9 protein-coding genes are annotated in these 22,504 nt (G+C 63.2%); 2 read left to right on the forward strand and 7 right to left on the reverse strand.

The window, feature by feature from the left end; all coding sequences use genetic code 11:
* The first annotated feature begins 33 nt into the window (after positions 1-33).
* Complete coding sequence (locus AC06G5_RS21200; protein WP_413422565.1) at positions 34-2,451, forward strand: TonB-dependent siderophore receptor; 2,418 nt, start codon at positions 34-36, stop codon at positions 2,449-2,451.
* Positions 2,452-2,858: 407 nt separating this feature from the next.
* Here AC06G5_RS21200 and AC06G5_RS21205 read toward each other — a convergent pair whose 3' ends face one another.
* The 3 genes from AC06G5_RS21205 to AC06G5_RS21215 form a co-directional block, all read right to left on the reverse strand.
* Entirely contained in the window at positions 2,859-3,371 is a 513-nt protein-coding gene (locus AC06G5_RS21205) for a PaaI family thioesterase (RefSeq protein ID WP_413422563.1), read from the reverse strand.
* Positions 3,372-3,556: 185 nt separating this feature from the next.
* Complete coding sequence (locus tag AC06G5_RS21210; RefSeq protein WP_480459916.1) at positions 3,557-4,018, reverse strand: GNAT family N-acetyltransferase; 462 nt, start codon at positions 4,016-4,018, stop codon at positions 3,557-3,559.
* Positions 4,019-4,068: 50 nt separating this feature from the next.
* On the reverse strand, positions 4,069-4,476 hold the full coding sequence (locus AC06G5_RS21215) for a VOC family protein (RefSeq protein WP_480458270.1): 408 nt from the start codon (positions 4,474-4,476) through the stop codon (positions 4,069-4,071).
* A 504-nt stretch (positions 4,477-4,980) separates the two neighbouring features.
* Here AC06G5_RS21215 and AC06G5_RS21220 point away from each other — a divergent pair.
* Positions 4,981-5,301 carry a DUF6124 family protein gene (locus AC06G5_RS21220; RefSeq protein ID WP_413704333.1) on the forward strand — a complete coding sequence of 107 codons (321 nt, stop codon included), beginning with the start codon at positions 4,981-4,983 and terminating at the stop codon, positions 5,299-5,301.
* Positions 5,302-5,459: 158 nt separating this feature from the next.
* Here the strand turns inward: AC06G5_RS21220 and AC06G5_RS21225 are convergent, their stop codons facing one another.
* From AC06G5_RS21225 to AC06G5_RS21240, 4 genes are all read right to left on the reverse strand, one after another.
* Entirely contained in the window at positions 5,460-6,425 is a 966-nt protein-coding gene (locus AC06G5_RS21225; RefSeq protein ID WP_413704332.1) for an alpha/beta hydrolase, read from the reverse strand.
* 93 nt (positions 6,426-6,518) lie between these two features.
* A complete protein-coding gene (locus AC06G5_RS21230; RefSeq protein ID WP_480458271.1) occupies positions 6,519-18,320 on the reverse strand; it encodes an amino acid adenylation domain-containing protein in 11,802 nt (3,933 codons plus the stop codon).
* Positions 18,317-21,415: a non-ribosomal peptide synthetase gene (locus tag AC06G5_RS21235; RefSeq protein WP_480458272.1), complete on the reverse strand. Its 3,099-nt coding sequence runs from the start codon at positions 21,413-21,415 to the stop codon at positions 18,317-18,319. The genes AC06G5_RS21230 and AC06G5_RS21235 overlap by 4 nt, the downstream gene beginning before the upstream one ends.
* 11 nt (positions 21,416-21,426) lie before the next feature.
* On the reverse strand, positions 21,427-22,485 hold the full coding sequence (locus AC06G5_RS21240) for a TauD/TfdA family dioxygenase (protein WP_480458273.1): 1,059 nt from the start codon (positions 22,483-22,485) through the stop codon (positions 21,427-21,429).
* Positions 22,486-22,504: the final 19 nt, after the last annotated feature.

The following is a 22,504-nucleotide window of genomic DNA, read 5'->3' on the forward strand; positions in this document are numbered from 1 at the left end:
AACTGCACACACCATTCTGGAGCGATTCGAGCAATGCAAAGCCCTACCCTGTCCCGCGCGCCGTTGGCATTAGCCATCGAACGGCAAAAGAAATTCCGAACGGTCGTGCCGGGCGCGCTGTTGACCCTGTTGCTGCTGGGAACTACCCAGGTCGAGGCTGCTCCGGTGAACGTCAATGTGCCGTCCCAGTCGCTGGCCAGTGCATTGCGCCAGCTGGGCCAGCAGACCAATCTGCAGATTCTCTACAGCCAGGACCTGGTCAACGGCATCAAGTCCACGGCGGTGTCCGGCAACATGGAACCGGAACAGGCACTGAAAACCTTGCTGCTGGGGAGCGGCATCAATTTTCAGTTGAATGGCAACACCGTGTCGCTGGTGCCGTCGGCCGGAGACTCCAGTGCATTGCAGTTGGGTGCGACGTCCATTACCGGCCTGGCGCTGGGGCCGACCACCGAAGGCTCGCACTCCTATACCACCAATGAAGTCAGCATCGGCAAGGGCAACATCAAGCTCAAGGACATCCCGCAGTCGGTGTCCGTCGTCACGCGCCAGCGCATGGACGACCAGAATTTGAACAGCCTGCAGGACGCCCTGCGCCAGGTCACCGGCGTGACCGTCAAGACCTACAACTCCGGCTCCAGCCTCAACGACATCTTCATGCGCGGCTTCCTCGTTGACCAGGTGCAGGTCGACGGCGTCTCGCAGCCGACCGGCCAGGGCGACATGGGCACCAGTTTCGACCTGGCGATGTACGACCGTATCGAAGTACTGCGTGGCCCGGCGGGCCTGTACCAGGGCGCTGGCGAACCCGGCGGCACGATCAACGTGGTGCGCAAGCGCGCCCTGAGCAAATTCGCCCTCGGGGGTGAACTGGCCGCCGGCTCCTATGATCGCTACCGTTCTTCGGTGGACGTCACCGGCCCGTTGAACGACGAGGGCACCGTGCGCGGTCGCTTCATCACCGCCTACGAGAACAACAAGTCCTTCGTCGACTACGCGAAGAACGAACGCCCGATGGTCTACGGCCGCCTGGAATTCGACCTCGACCCGGTCACCACCCTGTCGGTTGGCGGCGCCTACCAGAAGAACAACTCCACCCCGGCGTTCGGTTTGCCGGCCTACGCCGACGGCAAACTGCTCGACGTTCCTCGCTCGACCTTCGTCGATGCCAAGTGGAACACCCTCAACGAAAAAGTCTGGGAAACCTTCGCCGAACTCGACCACGAACTGGACAACGGCGGTCAGTTCAAGACCACCCTGACCTACCGCGATGCCGAAACCCCGCAGCGTAACTTCACCTGGGCCGACGGCGCGGTCGACCCGGCCACCGGTGACAGCTGGGCCGTGGCCTACGATTACTACACCCACATCAAGACCATCGGCGTCGACAGCTTCGTGACCACGCCGTTCGAGTTCGCCAATCGCCGGCACGAGTTCACCCTGGGCGCCGAGTACCAGCACCTGGACAAGGACTTCACCTACGGCGGCGGCGAGTACTTCCCGATCAACGTGTTCGATCCGGGCAGCATCGACATTCCCCGCAAAGACTATGCGCACGTCAACGGCAACTGGTCCAAGTCCGACCAGTATGGCGTCTACACCCGCGCCAAGTTCGACGTCACCGACTGGCTCGATGTCATCGGCGGCAGCCGTGTGACCTGGTACGAAAGCGACGCGAAGAACGCCAACGCCTTCTTCAACAACTTCGGCCAGGCCCACACCAGCATCAACCGCAAGGTCGTGCCGTACGGCGCCGTCATCGGCAAGATCACCCCGGAACTGTCGACCTACTTCAGCTACACCGGCGTGTTCAAACCGCAGAGCGAAATCGGAACGAACGGCGAGCCGGTCGGCCCGCGCGAAGGCAAGCAGTACGAGATCGGCCTCAAGCGCGAGTTCTACGACGGCCGCCTGAACGCCAGCATCGCCGCCTTCCGCATCTACGATGAAAACCGCGCCGAATACGACAACAACTCCGGTGCCTACATGACCGAAGGCAAGGCACGCAGCGAGGGTTGGGAAACCGAGCTGAGCGGCAACCTGACCGATAACTGGAGCATCGTCACCGGTTACGCCTACACCTCCACCAAGTTCCTGGACGGCGACCAGGCCAACAAAGGCAAGACCTTCAGCACCATCACGCCCAAGCACAACTACAACCTGTGGACCAAGTACGAGTTCACCGACGGTCCGCTCAAGGACTTCAGCGTCGGCGGTGGCGTGCGTGTGGTCAGCGAAACCTACTTCCAGCGTGACGTGAAGTTCCGGCAAGGCGGTTTTGCCGTCACCACGGCGCAGGTCGGCTACAAGTTCAACGAAAACCTGTCGTCGACACTGACCGCCAACAACCTGTTCGATCGCAAGTACTACGACCGCGTCGATGCCTCCTGGGGCACCAACTTCTACGGCGACCCGCGCACCGTAACCCTGAGCCTGCGCGCGCAGTACTGATAACTGAGTGCCCCCACCTGTAGGAGCGAGCTCGCTCGCGATGGTCGTTAACGATTACGCGTATTTACAGGTTAAACGAGGCGCCTGTGAGTTCATCGCGAGCGGGCTCGCTCCTACAGTGGCTGCGCGGCGGCCCCGGGTTGTCCGGTATCGACGGCTGACTGCTTCCACCTGTAGGAGCGAGCATGCTCGCGATGGTCGTTAACGATAACGCGTGCTCACTGGTTAAACGCTGCGCCTGTGAGTCCATCGCGAGCGAGCTCGCTCCTACAGTGGCTGGCGCGGCGAACCCGATGGCTGACTGCTTCCACCTGTAGGAGCGAGCATGCTCGCGATGATCGTTAACGATAACGCGTGTTCACTGGTTAAACGCTGCGCCTATGCGTCCATCGCGAGCGGGCTCGCTCCTACAGTGGCCCGGTTCCGTTTTCTGCTTGCGCGGCGGCCCTGAGTTGTTCGGTATCGGCGCGGACAAAGATGGAGTCCCCGACAGCGGTCAGGACATCCCCGGCGAAAACTTCGCAAATGACCCGGCTTTTGCGTCCGACATCGCCCTCGACTTTTGCACGCAGCGTCAGGCGTACCCCCATCGGGGTGGGCTTGATGAACTTGATGCCCAGGTTACCGGTGACGCAGGTGATGTGGGGCAAACTGCCTACCTCGCGCTGTTCTGCCCGATAGTGATAAGCCATCGCCGCCCAGTTGGAGTGGCAATCGACCAGCATCGCGATCAAACCGCCGTAGACCAGGTCCGGCCAGCCGCAGTACTTGTCATCGGGCATATGCTCCGCCATGACATGCACCCCGTCTTCATGCCAGAAGCTCTTGATGTGCAGCCCGTGCGGATTCTGGCTGCCGCAGCCATAACAAACACCCTCTGGCGCGGCGATGTCTTGTAGTGAAGTGTTCTGCGTGGTCATACCGTGTCCATCCTTAATACTGGCGGCGAATCGTCGTGGTTCAAAGCGGCTGATCAATAAGGAGGAGATGCTTTCACCTTTCCCAGCGGGACCGAGCGGCGGGCAGCATCGGGCCGTAATGATCATACACAGCGGTTACCGGGCGAAAAAGTAGGTCAGGCACTTCAAAAGCGATGTCCCATTTTCTATGGGACATCCACCAACGACTTCATATGCGTCGCAAAATCATCCTGTATCGGCCGGAACCCGCAGCGGAGGTAAAAGGCAGCGCCCTCGGGTGTGTCCGTGGACAGTCGCACAATGCGAAAATGCTCAGACGCCACTTCCAGCAGGTGCTGCACCAACGCTTTACCCACGTTCTGGCCCCTTGATGCACGTGCGACGTAGACCCGCCGTAATCGCCCTACATCCGGTTCGGCAAATGGGTCTGATGAAAGACCTCCCACGGCAATCAGCCGCCCGTTCCGGAACACTCCGAAAAGACACTCACCCTGCTGATCGAATCGATTGGCACCGCTTTCCCATTCCTCGATCAATCGGGAGAGGAACCTGAAGCCTTCGGCAACGGCCTGCGTTTCCAGCTCCCGGATTTGCGGTGTAATCCCTGAGATTTTAATAATTGCCAATGGGTCCGTTGACGTGACCACTTGCAGGTTACTGCCAGACTTGTCTGTGAGGTTCGCTCCGCACCCGGCTTTCAAGACTCACTCTCGGTAGCGTTTACGGGCGTGCACAGCTCAACCAGCGTTCCGTCAGGGCATCGAACGTAAGACACGGTTTGCCCCCAGGGCTTGGTAGTCGGAGCAGCGATTTCGCTGGCGCCTGCTTGAATCGCTTTGGCATGGGCCGCCGGGACATCCCCGGTCACCAGCCCGACTTCGATGCCTAACGGTTTGAGGGATGAGTGCGCCGGGACATGACCGGTGCTGAAGTTCGATGCGGCCAGTTCATCGACGGCGAATGCCAGGGCGGTTTCGCCGGTTGCCAGTTCGCCATAGGTGCCGGACTCATGGATGAACCGAACGCTGAGCCCGAAGGCCGATGAGAAGAACTTGAGAGAGGCCTCTACATCCTTGACGTAGATGATCAGGTAGCCAAATTTCATGAACGAACATTCCTTGTCGTGCCAATCGAGCGGTGAATCTAGCAGTTTTTAGTTAAGTGTCGAGTGACATCAATCCGGACAGCCCATCTGATGTTTCCCGTTTATTTGTTCGAAACACAATCGGTGCAGAAATCAGATCGTCGCTGACAAACACCCGTCAGCAGCATTTGTTTAAGCGCCCTACAGGTTACTTCGTGAAAGCCACAACGCCTTGCGTCGTTGCCTACAGGTACGCCAGAATCCGCCGGCTTGTGCGCCTTGGGGAGCCTCGGTAACTTGATTCGGGTCACTGATTGTCAGTGATCGGGTTTAGTAGCCCGTGGTTGTATCAGTACGGTGTAGAAGCGCTATCAGTCAGGCTTGCCTGAAATTGATGGTGGCTGTACGCAGGGCGCTTCGGCGCGCCGGTAAATGCTGATCTCCCCGGTCTACTAACCTGCGTCCAGCCGCCACCCTTCTTTTAGTAGAGAAGAATGAGCGGCTCCATTCAGGAGTAATCAGCTTATGTTCAAGGTCACACCCAATCCGCCGGATTCCGACCCGGCCTCCCCGCACGAAAGCCTCGATCACCACCTCAACCCGGGCCCCAACATCATGGCCACACCGCGCGCACCCTGCACGATGTTCATCGTCAATCCCGAACTCAGTACCGAAACCCTGCTGGTGCACGCCAGTGAGTCGCTAGCGTCGGCCAATGTCATGGCCAACGATCTGGTGGATCATCTGCAGGGGACAAGCCGCAATGCGCTGTTGGGGATTGCGCAGGTGATCATGCTGGGGGAACTGGCGGTGAATCGGGCGCTGGATCGGCTTGATCCGCCCTAGTTATCTGAGTCGGCGCAAAACAAACTGTAGGAGCGAGCTTGCTCGCGATGGATTCAAAGGCGCTGCGTTTAGCCAGTAAACACGCGTTATCGTTAACGACCATCGCGAGCAAGCTCGCTCCTACAGGGGGACGGCGTGGCTGATCACCACGCCACGCGTCAGGCCAGACTCTCGCCGATCTGCGCCGCCAGTTGCGCCAGCATCCCCGGCACTTCCTGGACCATTTCGCCCATGCGCGCAAAGTCGTGGGTCATGCCGGTCTTCACGTCCAGCACCACGGGTTGCCCCGCGGTACGCAGTTTCTCGGCCCAGGCCAGGCCTTCATCGAGCAACGGGTCGTACTCGGCCAGCCACAGGACGGTGGGTGTCAGACTATGCAAACGCTCGGCGTACAGCGGTGAAAAACGCCAGTCGCTGCGGTCGGCTTCGCTGCGTTGGTATTGCTGGTAGAACCACTCCAGCGTCGTGGCCTCCAGCAGATAGCCTTCGGCGAATCGCGCAAGAGACGGGCGTTTTTTTACCGCGTCGATCACCGGATACAGCAGCACTTGCAGACGCGGCACAAGCGGCCATCCCAATGGGTCATGGGCGATGGCGATACACAGCGATGCCACCAGACTGCCGCCGACGCTGTCCCCGGCCAGTGCGATCCGTCTCGCGTCCAGGCCCAACGCTTTGGCGCCGGTAATCGCCAGCCAACGGGCGATGTCTTCGGCGTCGTTGAAAGCCGTTGGAAAACGGTGTTCAGGTGCCAGCCGATAATCTGCCGACAACACGGCAAACTCCCCTGCCAGCGCCAGACGCCGGCACAGGGTGTCGTGGGAATCGAGGCTGCCCACCACGTACCCGCCGCCATGCAAGTACAACAGCACCGGGCGCGGCTCGTTGCCCGGTTGCGGTCTGGCGTACAGCCGCGCGTTGAGCATATGCCCGTCCCGCGCCGTAATGCTGAGCGCAGATACCGTCAGCGCCCCTGCCGGAGCCGCATCGAGAAGCTGTGACGTCTGTTCGAATTGCTGCCGCGCTTCGCTCGGGCTCAGCTCATGCATGGGTTGGCTTTTGCCGCTGAGGCGGCCGAACTCGGCCAGCTCTAGAAATCCCTCGATGTCCGGGTGCAGTGCCATGGGCGGTAGTCTCCAAAAATAAACAGGCTCGCCCAATAAACGAACCGTGAGGACCGTTCATTAGGGCGAGCCTGTTTTTGTCGCGGGCAAGCCCTAGAGCTGCGGTACCACCTCCCGGCCAAGCAGCGCCACCACGGCGTCCAGGCATTCGTCCTGTTGCAGGATATCGAAGTGGCCCGCCGTTACAGTCTGCACCTTGCGCAGCCGTGGTTGCTGACGCTCCAGGGTCGCGCGTTCGGCAGTCGGGTTGCCATCGGCCCACCAGCAATGCAGCTCGGCCTGGGGAATCGGCAAGGTCTCGACCTGCCGCGACAGCGCCTTCAAGCGCGTGCTGACCATGAACGTCTGGGCCAACTCATCGGCACCGAGCAGCGCGTACCCGCTGGCCTGATCACTTTCGCTGTCGATCACCGCGCGAATGATCCGCGCCACCGCGTCGTGGTCTCCCGCCGACTCACCACGCAACGCCCGGTCAATCACCTCGCCATCCATACCCAACGTTGCACCCAGGAATTCGCCCAGATCCACTCGCCACTCATCCGGGCTGGCGACGGCATTGGCCTGGGTTGGCACAAAACTGTCCACCAGGCCGACGAATGCCACCCGCTGGCCTTGCTGTTCGAACAAATCACTCACCAGCAACGCCAACGTCCCGCCCAGCGACCAGCCCAGCACGTGGTACGGCCCCTGAGGTTGCCGGGCGCGGATCGCCTCGACGTAGTCGGCGGCCATCTGCGCAAGCGAGGTGTCGTGCCACTGCCGGTCGAGCAGCATCCGGCATTGCACGCCGTACACCGTGCGCTCGCCATCCAGGCGCCGGGCCAATGGCTCGTAATCGAACACCGTGCCGAAACCGGCGTGCAGGCAGAACAGCGGCGGCTGATCATCGACCACCTGATTGAGCAACAGCAGCGGTTGCGGGCGCTGCCGCAGCGGCTGCTCATCGACACCGGACAGCCCGGCAATCGTCGGCCTGGCCATCATGTCGCGCAGTTTCAACTGGAAGCCCGGCTGATTCAGGGCACGGACTTTCGAGATCACCTTGAGGGTGCGCAGCGAATCGCCACCCAACTCGAAGAAGTTGTCGGTGATACCGACCTTGTCGATGCCCAGCACCTGTTGCCAGATGTCCGCCAACGCCCATTCCAGTGGCGTGCGCGGTGCCACGTAGTCACGGCCGGTGAAGGCCGGATCCGGCAAGGCCTTGCGGTCGAGCTTGCCGTTGGGGGTCAACGGGAAGCACGGCAGCACCACGACATGGGTCGGCACCATGTAGTCGGGTAGGCTCTCGCGCAATGCCGCCTGGCAACGCGGGCCGAGGCCCTCGTCCTCAGCCGCCACCACATAGCCCACCAGTTGCGGCCCCTGCCCGTTGTCACGCACCACCACCAGCGCATCGTTGACCCCGGCCTGCTCGCGCAAGCGCGCTTCGATTTCGCCCAGCTCGATGCGGAAGCCGCGCACCTTGACCTGATGGTCGATACGCCCGACGTAATCGAACACGCCATCCTCGCGGCGGCGCACCAGGTCGCCGGTGCGGTACAGGCGCCCGCCTTCGGTGCTGAAAGGATCGGCGACGAAGCGCTCGGCGCTCAGCCACGGGTGACGATGGTAGCCGCGCGCGACACCCCGTCCGCCAATGTACAGCTCACCGACCATGCCCACCGGCAGCGGGTTGAGGTCCATGTCCAGCACGTGCAGGCTGCGGCTACCGACGCGTTGGCCAATCGGCGCGTACATCGCCTGGCAATGGCCGTCGGCGGCGATTTTCCACAGCAGCGGCGTGACCACGGTTTCAGTCGGCCCGTAGCCGTTGACCAGGTATTGCGGCTTGAGCCTGTGTTTGACCCGCTCGAACGTCGCGTCCGGCACCGCATCGCCACCGAAGCAATAGATGCGCACCGGCGGCGGCTCACCGCCCTGCAATTCGGCGTGCTCGGCCAGTTGCAGCAGGTACGCCGGCGGGAAGCAGGCGACGCTGATGCGCTGGCGGTGCAGCACGGCCAGGGTCTGTTCGGCGGTCCACAAGGTGTTGTCGCGGATCACCAGGGTGGAACCGCTGATCAGCGCGGTGATCCAGCGTTCATGGGCGCCATCGAAGGCGAACGACATGAAATGCAGTTCGCGATTGTCCGGGTCCATTTCGTACAGCTCGGCGATGGCTTGCACGTGCATGCTCAATGGCCCGTGGGCCACGGCGACGCTTTTCGGTTTGCCGGTCGAACCGGAGGTGTAGATCAGGTAGGCCAATTGCTCGGCGTGCACAGTGCGTTGCGGCGTCGGCACGTCGATGTCGAGGTCCAGGCGGTCCACCGCGACCATGGCCGTGCCGGGATCAAGCTGCGCCGAATCGCGCAGCCGTTCCTGGGTCAGCAGCAAGCGCATGTCGCTGTCGGCCATCATGTAGCGCAGGCGTTCCTGCGGGTATTGCGGGTCCAGCGGCACATAGGCGGCACCGCACTTCATCACCGCCAACAGCGACACCACCAGCTCCAGCGAACGCTCCATGAACACGCCGATCACGTCTTCGGCCTGCACGCCTTGTTCCAGCAGATGCACCGCCAAAGCATCGGAGCGCCGGTCCAGCTCGGCGTAGCTCAAGTGTTCGGCATCGCGGTCGGCATGGCTCAGGACCAGCGCCGTGTGATCCGGTTGTCGGCGCGCACGCTGACGGATCAGCTCGTGCACCGGCGTCTCGTCACCGTCGGCCACTACCGGCCGTTCGCCGTCCAGCGCCCGGCCTTCGTCCAGGGTCAACAGGCCCAGCTCGCCGACGGCGCGTCCGGCGTTGTCACACAGGCGCTGCAGCAGGCTTTCCATGTGGCTGCGCAGGATTTCGACGGTCGCCAGATCGAACTGATCGCGCTGGTGCATGTACTCGATGCGCAGCCCCTCGTCGAGGCTGACCATCAGGTCCATGGCAAAGCTGGTCAGGCCGAAGTCGCTGACGTCTTCGAAGCGCAGCGAGTCGCCGTTCCATTCGCGCAGGGTGCGGTCCACCGGCTGGTTTTCGAAGACGATGATGCTGTCGAACAACGCCTGCCCGCCCTGCCCGGCCCAGCGCTGGATATCGCTGAGCGGTGTTTGCTGGAAGTCGCGGATGTCGAGGTTATAGGCCTGGATCTCGCGCAGCCAGTCACCGACGTTCATGTCGGTCGGCACCGTGTTGACCACCGGCAAGGTGTTGATGAACAACCCGAGCATGTTTTCCGAGCCGTTGAGGGTTTCCGGACGTCCGGACACGGTGGCGCCGAACGTCACCGTGCGCTGGCCGGTGTAGCGCTGCAACAGCAACAGCCACGCGGCTTGCACCAAGGTGTTGAGCGTCACTTGCTGTTGCTGGGCAAAGGCCTGCAATCCTGCGGTCTGCCCGGCACTCAGATGCGTATAGATCGCGTCGTAACCCGCTTGCGGCGCCTTGACCGGCAAGGCGCGGGCCAGATGCGTGGCGCCTTCGAGGTTACTGAGTTTGCCTTTCCAGAACGCCTCGCTGGCCTCCGCTGCTTGCTGACCGAGCCAGTCGATGTAGTCGCGATAAGCGGCCACCGGCTCGTGCTCATCACCACGGTAATGGCGCAGCACTTCACCGATCAGGCGCGACACGCTCCAGCCGTCCATGAGGATGTGGTGGTAGGTCCAGATCAGGCGATAGCGGTCGTCTTCCATACGCACCAGCAACAGGCGCAGCAAGGGTGCACGGTTCAGCGAGAAGCCGCGTTCGCGTTCCTCCCGGGCCAGTTGGCGGACGCGCCCAGGCTGATCATCCAGCCCGCGCCAGTCCAGTTCGGTCAACAGCGAAGGCGCATCGCGCCGCACCACTTGCAGCGGCTCCTTATCGCCTTCCCAGAGGAATGCGGTGCGCAGAATTGCATGACGGCGGGCGGCATCGGCCCAGGCTTCACGGAAGCGCGTACCGTCAACGCCGCGCACGCCCACTTCGATCTGGTTGACGTAGAGCCCCGATTCGCCGTCCTGCACCGAGTGAAACAGCATGCCTTGCTGCATCGGCGACAGCGGATAGACGTCTTCGACTTCGTCCGCCGTCAAATCCAGCGCTTGATACTGCGCGTCACTCAGCTCGATTTTCGCTGCCGGTGCAACCAACGCCAGCCCGGTTTCATCCGCCACGACCGGTTGGGCCACCGTAGCCAGCTCGGCCAGGGTCGGATGGCTGAACACGTCCTTGGGGGAAATGCTCAAACCGGCCTTGCGTGCGCGGCTGACGGCCTGGATCGAGACGATAGAGTCGCCGCCCAGTTCGAAGAAGTTGTCGTGCATGCCCACCAGCGGCACTTCGAACAACGCTTGCCACACCCCTTGCAACGTCGATTCCACGGTATTGCGCGGCGCGACGTACTCGCGCACTTGCTGGTCCGGTTGTGGCAGCGCGCGGCGGTCAAGCTTGCCGTTGGGCGTGACCGGCAACTGATCGAGCAGCAGCACGTGGCTCGGCTGCATGTGTTCGGGCAGCGCCTGACGCAGATGTTGTTTGAGTGGCTCGATGGCGGCATCACCTACGACATAGGCCACCAACTGTTTGGATTTGCCGACATCGAGGGCGATCACCACCGCTTCGCGCACCGACGGATGCTCCAGCAGGCAGGCTTCGATTTCCCCCAGCTCGATACGCAGGCCGCGGATCTTCACTTGATGGTCGATGCGCCCGACGTATTCGATCACGCCGTCTTTGCGGTAACGCGCCAGGTCGCCGGTGCGGTACAGGCGCCCACCCTGCTCGCCAAACGGGCTGGCGACGAAGCGTTCGGCGGTCAGGTCCGGACGCTTGTGATAACCACGAGCCAGGCCGATGCCGCCCAGGTACAGCTCACCGACGCAGCCCGCCACTTGCGGTTGCAGGCTGTCGTCGAGGATGTAGGTCACCAGGTTGGCAATCGGCTGGCCGATCGGCACGCTGATGCCGCCGTCGTCGACGCAGGTCCAATGGGTCACGTCGATGGCCGCTTCGGTCGGGCCATACAGGTTGTACAGGCCAACGTTCGGCAGCACTTGGAACAGGCTGCGCTGCAAATCCGCCGACAACGCTTCGCCGCTGCACAGGATCTGGCGCAGGCTGACGCACCGTTCGAAACCTTCGCCCTGGACAAACGCCTGCAACATCGACGGCACGAAATGCAGGGTGCTGACCCGGTACTGCTCGATCAGGCTGACCAGTTGCGCCGGATCGCGATGGGCACCCGGTTCGGCCACGACCAGGCGCGCGCCGGTCATCAACGGCCAGAAGAACTCCCAGACCGACACGTCGAAACTGAACGGGGTTTTCTGCAGCACGGTGTCGCGTCCGTCCAGCGGATAGGCGCCCTGCATCCACGCCAGACGGTTGTACAAGGCATCGTGACGGTTGGCCGCGCCCTTGGGTTTCCCCGTGGAGCCAGAGGTGTAGATCATGTAGGCCAGCGATTGCAACTCGACCACGCAGGGCAGGTTTTCTTCGCTCAGGCCATCGAGCAATCCGCCCAGGTCGTCGAGACAAATCGCCGTGGTGGCGGCCGGAATCGGCAACTGCGCAAGCAGATGACGCTGGGTCAACAGCAAGTGCACGCCACTGTCGTCGAACATGTGCTCCAGGCGTTCGCGTGGGTAGTCCGGGTCCAGCGGCACGTAGGCGCCACCGGCCTTCATGATTGCCAGCAGACCGATGACCAGCTCCAGCGAACGTTCGGCCGCGATACCCACCAACACCTCGGCGCCCACACCCTGGCTGCGCAGCAGGTGCGCCAGGCGGTTGGCCCGTTGGTTGAGCTCGCGATAACTCAGGGGCTGGCCGGCAAACACCAGGGCCGGGGCGTCCGGGGTTTGCAGTACCTGGGCTTCGAAGCACTGGTAGACCGGGCGCACATCCGCCCAGCTCCGCGCAGTGCGGTTGAAGCCTTCGACCTGCTGCGCGGTTTGCGCGGCATCGAGCAGGCTCAAGCGCCCCAATGGCTGTTGCGGTGCACTGACCATGGCATCGAGCAACGCAACCAAACGTGTGCCCAGACCTTCGATTGCCTCGGCGCTGAACAGCGCCGTGTCGTAGTTGAAACGCAGGTCCAGGCAGTCGCCCAGCTCGGCGGCAATCGCCAAGGGGAAACTGGTCTGGTCGTGATGAGTGATCCCGGAGAATTTCAACGCGCTACTGTTGCCCTCCTCCAGCGCTTGCGCCACCGGGTAGTTTTCGAACACCAGAAGGGTGTCGAACAGCGCCTCGCCGGAGTGACCGGCCCAGCGCTGCACGTCCGCCAGCGGTGTGTATTCGACTTCGCGCAACCGCAGGTTGAGCGCCTGGACTTCATCGATCCATTGGCTGACCGTGCGCTCGGGGTGCGGTGTGGCGATCACCGGCAAGGTGTTGATGAACAGACCGATCTGCTGCTCGATGCCTTGCAATTCGCTCGGGCGCCCCGACACCGTGGCGCCGAACGCCACGGTTGGCTGCCCGGTGTGGCGCTGCAATATCAACAGCCATGCCGCTTGCAGCAGGGTGTTGGGCGTGACGCGGGCCTGGCGGGCAAACCCGTTCAGACGCTCGGTGGCCGCGCGGCCCAGGCTCAGGTGCAGGGTGCGATGACCACCCTGCCCTGCAACCGACCCCGGCAAGGCACCGGCCAATCGCGTTGGCTCGGTGAACGACTGCAATTGCTCCAGCCAGAAGGCTTCGCACGCGGCACGGTCGCGAGTCCCCAGCCACGCCATGTAATCGCGGTAACGGCCAACACCCGGCGCGGGCAGGACGCCGGAGTAGCGCTGCAGCACTTCACCGAACAACTGCGAGGTGCTCCAGCCGTCCAGCAGGATGTGGTGGTTGGTGAAGATCAGGTGATGGTTGTCACCGGCAGTCTGCACCAGGGTCAGGCGCAGCAACGGCGCCGCCGTCAGGTCGAAACCGCGCAGGCGGTCATCCTCGGCCAGACGCTCCAGCGCCTGGGGCAGATCAGGCCGGTCGCGCCAGTCGAGCACGGTCAGCGGCAACGTGGCGTCGGCCAGGATCACTTGCAGCGGTCGCGAGCCATTGCTCTCGCTGAAGAACGCCGCGCGCAGCACTTCATGACGCTCCAGCGTCTGCTGCCAGGCATTGCGGAAGGCCTCGACGTCCAGCCCCTGCACATCCACGCGCATTTGCGGGACGTAGGCACCGGCATCCGGGGCGAACAGGCTGTGGAACAACATGCCCTGTTGCATAGGCGACAACGGCAGGATGTCTTCGATCTGGCTGGCCGCCAGCGGCAAGGCATCCAGTTGCACCTGATCGACGTGCACCAGCGGCACGTCGCTCGGGGTCAACCCGCCGGCACCGCTGAGGCAATGTTCGATCAGCTGTTGCAGTTCAGCGGTGTAGGCATCGGCCAGGCGCTGCACCGTTTGCGGTTTGAACACTTCGCTGCTGAAGGTCCAGCTCAGGCGCAGTTGCCCGGCATACACCTGGCCGTTGATGCTCAGGCCCCGGTCCAGTTCGGCCGACGCGCCCTGCTCGGCGCCACCGCTTTCCCTGGCCGGACGCCACGGCGCCTGCTCGTCGAAGCTGGCGTCGAACTGGCCCATGTAGTTGAAGGTGACTTGGGGTGACGGCAAATCCTCAAGGCCGGCATCGGCCAGATAACGCAGTATGCCGAAGCCGATGCCTTTGTCGGGCACGGCGCGCAGCTGTTCCTTGACGGCCTTGATGCTGCCGGCCAGATCGCCAGCCGGGGTGAGTTTCACCGGAAAAATCGAGGTGAACCAGCCCAGGGTGCGGGTCAGGTCGATGTCGTCGAACAGGTCTTCGCGGCCGTGGCCTTCGAGCTTCACCAGCGTCGACGACTGGCCGGTCCATTGGCCCAGCACCCGCGCCAGGGCGGTCAACAACAGGTCGTTGACCTGGGTGCGGTAAGCCGCCGGAGCATCTTGCAGCAGTTGGCGGGTGAAGGTGCTGTCGAGCACGGTTTCCACACTCACCGCATGCTGGCTGGCCAGGCTGCCGTCGGGGTTGTCGGCGGGCAGCTCCAGTGCGACTTCGTGGTATTGGGCTTGCCAGTAAGCGGCTTGCGCCTCCAGTTCCGGGCTGCGGGCATGCCGTTGCAAATGTGCGGCCCAGGCCTGGTAGGCGCTGGTCTTGGCCGGCAGGCGCAACGGCTCGGCCTGACGTGCTTGAGCGTAAGCGGTTTGCAGGTCTTCAAGCAGCAGACGCCAGGACACGCCGTCCACCGCCAGGTGGTGCACCACCAGCAGCAGGCGTTGGCCTGCGGCGCCCATGTCCACCAGCAAGGCACGCAACAGCGGGCCGTCCTGCAAGCTCAGGCTGGCTTGCGCGTCGTTGCACAGGTCAAGCAGCTCATCGGCGTTTGCCGCCTGACGCTGCCACAGCACCTCGGCGCTGCTCCAGTGCTCGGCTTGTGCCTGATGCCACACGCCATTTACCTGATGCCAGCGCAAACGCAGGGCATCGTGATGTTCCAGCAACGCCGCCAGCGCTTGTTGCAGGCAGCCGCTGTCCAATGGCTCGTGCAGTTCCAGCAATACCGACTGGTTCCAGTGATGACGGGCCTCGATGGCTTGCTCGAAGAACCAGTGCTGGATCGGCGTCAGCAGCACTTCGCCGCGCACCGGACCCTGATCGATGACCAGCCCGGCACTGCGTACCGCGACCTTTGCCAGGCTCTGTACGGTCTGGTGCTGGAACAGATCGCGCGGGGTGATGCGGATCCCGGCCTGACGGGCGCGGCTGACCACCTGGATCGAGATGATCGAGTCGCCGCCCAGTTCGAAGAAGTTGTCGTCGATGCCGACGCGCTCGAGCCTGAGCACGTCTTGCCAGATCGCCGCCAACCCGGTTTGCAGTTCATCCATCGGCGCCGTGTAAGCCTGCTGCAGCAGCACCGCGTCGGGCTTGGGCAATGCACCGCGATCGAGTTTGCCGTTGCTGGTCAGCGGCCAGTGATCGAGTTTGATCAGGTGCGCCGGCACCATGTAGTCCGGCAAACCGGCCTGCAAATGTTCGCGCAGGGACTGGCGCAGATCGCTGTCGTTGTGGCTAACCGTGAACCACGCGACCAGTTGCGGGCTGCCATTGACCTCAGGTGCCAACACCAATGCTTGCTCGATGGCCGGATGGCTTTGCAGGCGGTCCTGGATTTCCCCCAGCTCGATGCGAAAGCCACGGATCTTCACCTGATGGTCGATACGCCCGGCGTACTCGATGCTGCCATCGGTGCAGTAACGCGCCAGATCGCCGGTTCGATACAGACGCGCGCCCGACTCGGCGGCGAACAGGTCCGGCACAAACCGCGTGGCGGTCAGATCGGCACGCTGGTGATAACCCCGGGCCAGGCCGGCGCCGCCAACGTAAAGCTCACCAACGCAGCCCTTGGCCACCGGGTTCAGGCGCGGGTCGAGCACGTACCAGCGCAGGTCGCCGATCGGTTCCCCCAGCGGCGAGCTGTTGGCGCCATCAAGGTCAGCGCGGGACAGCGGTCGCCAGGTCACGTGCACCGTGGTTTCGGTGATGCCATACATGTTGATCAGCAACGGCTGCCGGTCGTCGAAGGCGTCGTACCACGGACGCAGGCTGGCCACGTCCAGCGCCTCGCCGCCGAACACCACATACCGCAGGGCCATGCCTGGCGCGTTGGCGCAGGCGTAAGGCATCAACTGACGGAAGGCCGAGGGGGTCTGGTTGAGTACCGTGACCCCCTCATTACTGAGTAAACGGGCGAAGTCTTCCGGGGAGCGGCTGACCGCGTGGGGCACCACCACCAGTTTGCCGCCGTAGAACAACGCGCCAAAGATTTCCCACACGGAAAAGTCGAAGGCATAGGAGTGGAACAGGCTCCAGACGTCGTCCGCGTTGAAACCAAACCAGTGCTCGGTGGCGCTGAACAGCCGCGTCAGGTTGCTGTGGGGCAGCAGCGTGCCTTTGGGTTTGCCGGTGGAACCGGAGGTGTAGATGACGTAGGCCAGGTTCGCGGGAGCGCTCAGGTTCGGCAGGTTGTCGGCACTGGCCTCAAACAGCCAGTCGCTGGCGTGATCGAGGCAGATCACTTCGATCTGCTCGTTCAATGGCAGGCGGGGCAACAGCCCGGAATCGGTCAGCAGCAGGCGCGTGCCGCTGTCGGCGAGCATGTAGGCCAGGCGATCCTGCGGGTACTCCGGGTCCAGCGGCACATAGGCGCCACCGGCCTTGAGAATCGCCAGCAGGCTGACGATCATCTCCAGCGAACGCTCCAGGGCGATGCCCACCAATACGTCCGGGCCGACGCCGCGCTCACGCAGGCGATGGGCGATGCGGTTGGCGCGACGGTTCAGTTCGGCGTAAGTGAGGGTGACGCCGTCGCAGGTCACGGCGATGTTGTGCGGGTGCGCGGCGGCCTGGGCTTCGATCAGTTGATGGGCGCACAAAGCGTTCGCCTGATCGACGTTCAATACGGCGCTGCGGTTCCAGTCGAGCAAAGTGGCCTGCTGCTCGCAGGCGTCGAGCATGCACAGGTCCGCCAAGGCAACCGTGCTATCCGTGCAGATCGCCTGCAACAGGTTCAGCCAGTGCCGGCCGAGACGCTCGATGGTCGAGGCGTCGAACAATTCGGTGGCATACACGAACGAGGCGTGGATGCCCTCGTCGCCTTCGACGGTGTCGAGCATCAGGTCGAACTTGGTGGTCTTTTCGTCCCAGATCAGCGGTTCGACGCTCAGGCCCGGCAAGTCCCAGCGTTGCGGGTCGCCGCTGTCACGCTGGTGGTTGAACATCACCTGAAACAGCGGCGTGTGGCTCAGGCTGCGCTCGACGCCCAAACCGTCGACCAGTTGCTCGAACGGCAGGTCCTGATGGGCCTGCGCGCCGAGTGCCGCGGCCTTGATCTCGGCCAGCAATTGCACGAATGGCTGGTCGGCCCGGGGCTGACTGCGCAGCACTTGGGTGTTGACGAAAAAGCCCAGCAGATTTTCCACGTCCTGGCGGGTGCGGTTGGCAATCGGCACGCCGACGCGAATGTCCTGTTCACCGCTGTAACGATGCAACAACGCCTGCAACGCGGCCATCAGCACCATGAACAGGGTGCAGCCTTCACGGCGGGCGAGCTCACGCAGTCGAGCGGTCAGTGCGGCAGAGATGTCCAGCTCGACGCTGGCACCCTGCTGGCTCGGGATCGCCGGGCGACGACGGTCGGTCGGCAGGTTCAGTGGCGGGTGTTCGTTACCCAGCTGCCGGCGCCAATAGTCGAGCTGGCGCTCAGCCTCGCCCGCCTCCAGCCACAGGCGCTGCCAGCGGGCGAAGTCGGCGTACTGAATGCCCAGCTCCGGTAGCTGCGCGTTCTGCCCGGCGCTCAATTGCCCGTAGAGTTGGGTGAATTCCTGCAACAGGATCGGCAGCGAGCCGCCATCGGTGACGATGTGGTGCAAGGTCAGCACCAGTACATGTTGCTGCGCATCGAGGCGAATCAAGCGGCAACGCATCAACGGGCCGTGCTGCAGGTCGAATGGCTGCCCGGCGTTGAGGGCGATCTGGCGTTGCAGTTCGACCTCGTTGGCCGCCGTGGCCTCGACCAGCGGGGTGTCCATCTGCGGGTGGATGTGTTGCAGCACTTGCCGGTCATCGAAGACAAAGGTGGTGCGCAACACTTCATGACGTTGCACCAGAGTCACCAGGGTTTGCGCCAGCGCATCGCGGTCCAGCTCACCGCTCAGGCGGAAGGCTCCGGTCAGGTTGTAAGCGGTGGCCTGGGGTTGCATCTGCCAGAGGAACCACAAGCGCTGCTGCGCGTAGGACGCTGGCAACGTGTCGACGATGCGGTCCCGTGGCGGAATCGGCAGCAGTTCAAGGGTCAGTCCCTGAGCGTGCATCTTCTGTTGCAACGCACGCCGGGCGTCCGTGCTCAAGCCACAGAATCGCTGGGCCAGGGTCATCATTCTGTCCGGTGCGGCACTCATTGCGCGTGTTCCTCATCCACTTCGTCGAACAACGCTTCGAGGGCGTCTACAGCGTTTTCCGGGTGTTCACTTTGCTGACGGAACTGCTCGATCTGCGCCGCCAGACGTTCCAGGGTGTCACCGTCGAAAAACAGCTTGAGCGGGATCGCCAGGTTCAGCTCTTCCTGAATCCGTGCACGAATGCGCGTGGCCAACAGTGAGTGCCCGCCGAGTTCGAAGAAGTTGTCGTGCACGCCGACGCGCTCGACGTGCAGCGATTCGGCCCAGATCGCCGCGAGGCTTTTCTCCAGTTCGTTGCGCGGCGCGACGAAGGCGCTGCGGCGCACGTCGAGATCGAGCAAGGCCTGGCGGTTGAGTTTGCCGTTGGGCATCAGCGGGAAACGCTCCAGCACCTGCAAGCGCGCCGGCTGCATGTGCTCGGGCAGAGCCTCGGCCAGGTGGCTGCGCAACTCGTTGAGGCGGATGTCGGCGGTGTCGGCCGGGGACACCGCAAAGCCCAACAGCTGCGGGCCGGTCGGGGTTTGGTCGGCAATCACGGCGGCGTCCTCGATACCCGGCGCACTGCGCATGGCCGCTTCGATCTCGCCCAACTCGATGCGGAAACCACGGATTTTCACCTGGTGGTCGACCCGGCCCAGATACTCCAGCACGCCATCGGCGCGATAGCGCGCCAGGTCGCCGGTGCGGTACAGGCGCTGGCCCGTGCTCGCGGTGAATGAGTCCGGAACAAAGCGCTCGGCCGTCAGCGTGGCGCGCTGCAGATAACCCCGGGCAATGCCGGTACCACCGACATACAACTCGCCTTCGACGCCCACGGCCACCGGTTGCAGGTCCGGGCCGAGCACGTGGATGCGCATGCCGGCAATCGGCTGGCCGATGGGAATGCTGTCGTCGTCATTGCCCAGGGGCAGTTCCCAGGCCGAACACCACACGGTGCCTTCGGTCGGGCCGTATTCGTTGACCAGTGCCACTCCCGGCAGTGCCTCGCGATGTCGCTGCACCAGCGCATTGCTGCACGCTTCGCCAGCGACAATCACACAGGCAAGGGCCTGGCGGTCGAGGTGTTCGAGAATCTGCGCGTGGTAGGACGGCAAGGTCAGGTAGTGGGAGACCTCTTCGCGCTGGATCAACTCGGCCAGTCGCGCCGGGTCCTTGTAGCTGTCTTCGTCCGGCAGGCACAGGGTCGCGCCCTGCCCCAGCGCCCAGAAAACCCCGGCCACCGAGCTGTCGAAGGAGAACGACGAGAGCATCAGGAACCCGCGCAGCGGCTGGCGATAGAAGGCGTTACGCGCCAGGGTCGAGGCCACGGCGTTGGCATGACTGATCATCACGCCCTTGGGTTTGCCGGTGGAACCGGAGGTGTAGATGACGTAAGCCAGATTGGCACTGTCGCCTTGTGGCTCAGGCCGGGTTTGCGCGGCAGACCAGACCTCGGCCCCCGGCATCAGTGAAATGTTCTGCTCGCGACCCAGTGCGTCCGGCAGCGGTTGGCAGGCCAGCACATGGCGTGCAGCGGTATCGGCCAGCATGAATGCCAGGCGCTCGATCGGGTAGTTCGGGTCCAGCGGCAAGTACGCAGCACCGGCCTTGAGCGTGCCCAACATCGCAATGACGATTTCCAGCGAGCGCTGGCCGTAGACCGCCACGATCTGGTCCGGCGCCACACCTTGGCCGCGCAAGGCATTGGCCACCTGGTTGGAGCGCGCATCCAGCTCGGCAAAGGTCAGGCGCTGGCCGTTGACACTCAGGGCAATGCGCTGCGGATGCAGCCGCGCCTGTTCGCTGAACAACTCGTGGAGGAAGCGGCACGGCAATGCCTGCGCGGTGGCGTTCGGATTGAAGCCATCGATCAATCGGGTTCGTTGCGCAGCACTCACCAGCTCAGCCTGACCCAGGGTCAGTTCGGGTGACGCCAATAGCTGGCGGCTGAACTCGACAAACTGCTCCAGCCATTCGGCCATCATCGACTCGGGCAGTGCACCGTCAAGACACGACAACTGCAACTGATCACCCTGCACTCGCAGGCGCAGGACTTCAGGGTTGCCGTCGTCCACCTCGATAGCGCTTTCAATGGCCGCCTGATAGACGAAGCCGTAACGCAACGGCGCGGCTCCCTCTGCGCTCAGTTCGAACTCGTTGAGGCAATCGAGCCACGACAACGACTGTTCGACGCTGGCGGCAAAGGCTGCCATTGCTTGCGCCAGCGTCTGCTGGCTACGGTGCTCGAACGCCACCGGCAAACGCCGGGCGAAACGGCCAAGAGTGGTGGCGGTTTGCTCGTTGCGACCGTCCACCTGCCAGCCCATCAGGCCTTTTTCCTGTTGGCCGATGCGGGCGACAAATGCACTCCACAGCAGCAACGCCACTTGCTGCGCCTCGACCTTCAGGTCAGCCGCCAGCCGTTGCACCTCAGCGAGCCAATGGGCGTCGGTGTGTATGGCCAGACAGCGGGCCAGGGAAACCTCGACGGTTTTTTCGAACGGCAAGCGATGGGCCACGGCGAACTGCTGTTGCAGGTTGCGCCAGAACGCCGCGCCCTGGTGGCCGATGTCTTCTTCACGCAGCTCTTCCTGCCACGCGCTGTAGTCCAGGTATTGCAGTGCATCCTCGTCGTCGGCCAGGGTTTCGCCGCGCAACAGGCTGGCCAGTTCGGCCGACAGCACCCGCAGAGAGGCCTCGTCGAAGCTGCATGCCGGGGTCAGCAGGGTGATGAAATGCTGCCCTGCTTCGCCTTCGACCGGCGCCACCACCAGCCCTTGATTCGAATCTTCAACCATGACTTCACGGCTGCGGCTCAAGGCCTCGGCCACCGAAGGCTGGTTGCCCAGCAGCGTGACCGGCAGCGCATCGCACAGGCTCTGCACCGGCCATTTCATGCCCGGCAGACGGCGGTACACCGTACGCAGAATTTCATGGCGCCGGCCGAGTGTTTCCACGGCTCTGCACAACACCTGAGCTTCCACCGGCCTGGCGAGCGGCAATGTCAGTGCGGCGAACAGCGGCCGGGCACCCAGCTCCTGGGCACGCAAATAAAAGGCCTGCTGGGCCGAAGTCTGGAATACGTCTACCGAGGGTTCGAGGGCGGTGGTGTTCATGTCGGGTGTCCTTATTCCTGATCCAGGTCGGCGCTTTTCTGCGCGATGGCCATGGCCGTGAGGATTTTTCTGTAGCCGGTGAATTCGTTGCGCGCATGCACGCTGAGGATGTTGTCGAGCAGGACCACGTCGCCCTTCTCCCAGGCGAACTCAACCATCACGTCGCGGTAGATGCCTTGCAGGTGGCGGATCACCTCGTCGGGAATCGGCGAGCCGTCGCCGAAGAAAGTGTTTTGCGGCAGGTCTTGCGGGCCGAATTCACGCAGCAGGTTGTCGCGAATGCTGTCCGGCAGGGTCAGTGCGTTGAAGAAGGTGCCGTGGTTGAACCAGATGCGCTCGCCGGTCAATGGATGGCGCACGATCGCCGGACCGTTCTGCCGGGTGCGCAGGCGGTTTCCGGATTTCCACTCGGCCTGGATGCCGATTCTGGCGCAGTAGGCTTCGACCTCGGCGCGATCCTCGCTCTGGAACACGGTCTGCCACGGCAGGCCCATGCCGTCGCCGTAGTTGCGCACGTACATGATGCGTTTACGGGCAAACTCTTCACGTACCGCCGGATCGATCCGCGCGAGGATCCGGCGGGTGTCGCCGAAGGGCGTTTCACCGCCAGTGGTCGACGGCGTGTCGCAGTAGAAGTACAGGTGACGCGGAAAAACCGGCGAATACGAATGTTCGTTGTGCGGGAAGATCTTCTCCGGTGCCGGGTAATCGGTGGAGCTGTAGATCTTGAACTGGCCGGTGATCTGGGTCCGTGGCGAGGCGCGGAACAGGTACTCCAGGGCACCGCCGGAAATCGCATCGACGCAGCGGTTGAACTCGCCGATATCGGCCACCTGGAAGCCACGGAACAGGATCACCGCGTGCTCCAGCAGCTTGCTTTCGATCAGCGCGCGATTCTGGGTCGCCCATTCCACCAGGCTCACGCCGGACACGGCCGGACGGCACACCAGCGGCATGCTGTGGTCTTCGAACATCGGCGCAAAACTCACCAGCCGCGTCGGATCGGTGGACAGGCTTTTGCGGGCACCACGACCCATCTTGAGAATGGACTTGGTCGTTGAAACGGTCATAAACCCCTCCAGAAAATGA

The sequence above is a fragment of the Pseudomonas sp. WT-JTC genome (genome assembly GCF_056711565.1).

Coding starts and splice junctions, on each gene's coding strand:
- AC06G5_RS21200 (WP_413422565.1), top strand. CDS start 34: ATGCAAAGCCCTACCCTGTCCCGCGCGCCGTTGGCATTAGCCATCGAA.
- AC06G5_RS21205 (WP_413422563.1), bottom strand. CDS start 3,371: ATGACCACGCAGAACACTTCACTACAAGACATCGCCGCGCCAGAGGGT.
- AC06G5_RS21215 (WP_480458270.1), bottom strand. CDS start 4,476: ATGAAATTTGGCTACCTGATCATCTACGTCAAGGATGTAGAGGCCTCT.
- AC06G5_RS21220 (WP_413704333.1), top strand. CDS start 4,981: ATGTTCAAGGTCACACCCAATCCGCCGGATTCCGACCCGGCCTCCCCG.
- AC06G5_RS21225 (WP_413704332.1), bottom strand. CDS start 6,425: ATGGCACTGCACCCGGACATCGAGGGATTTCTAGAGCTGGCCGAGTTC.
- AC06G5_RS21230 (WP_480458271.1), bottom strand. CDS start 18,320: ATGAGTGCCGCACCGGACAGAATGATGACCCTGGCCCAGCGATTCTGT.
- AC06G5_RS21235 (WP_480458272.1), bottom strand. CDS start 21,415: ATGAACACCACCGCCCTCGAACCCTCGGTAGACGTATTCCAGACTTCG.
- AC06G5_RS21240 (WP_480458273.1), bottom strand. CDS start 22,485: ATGACCGTTTCAACGACCAAGTCCATTCTCAAGATGGGTCGTGGTGCC.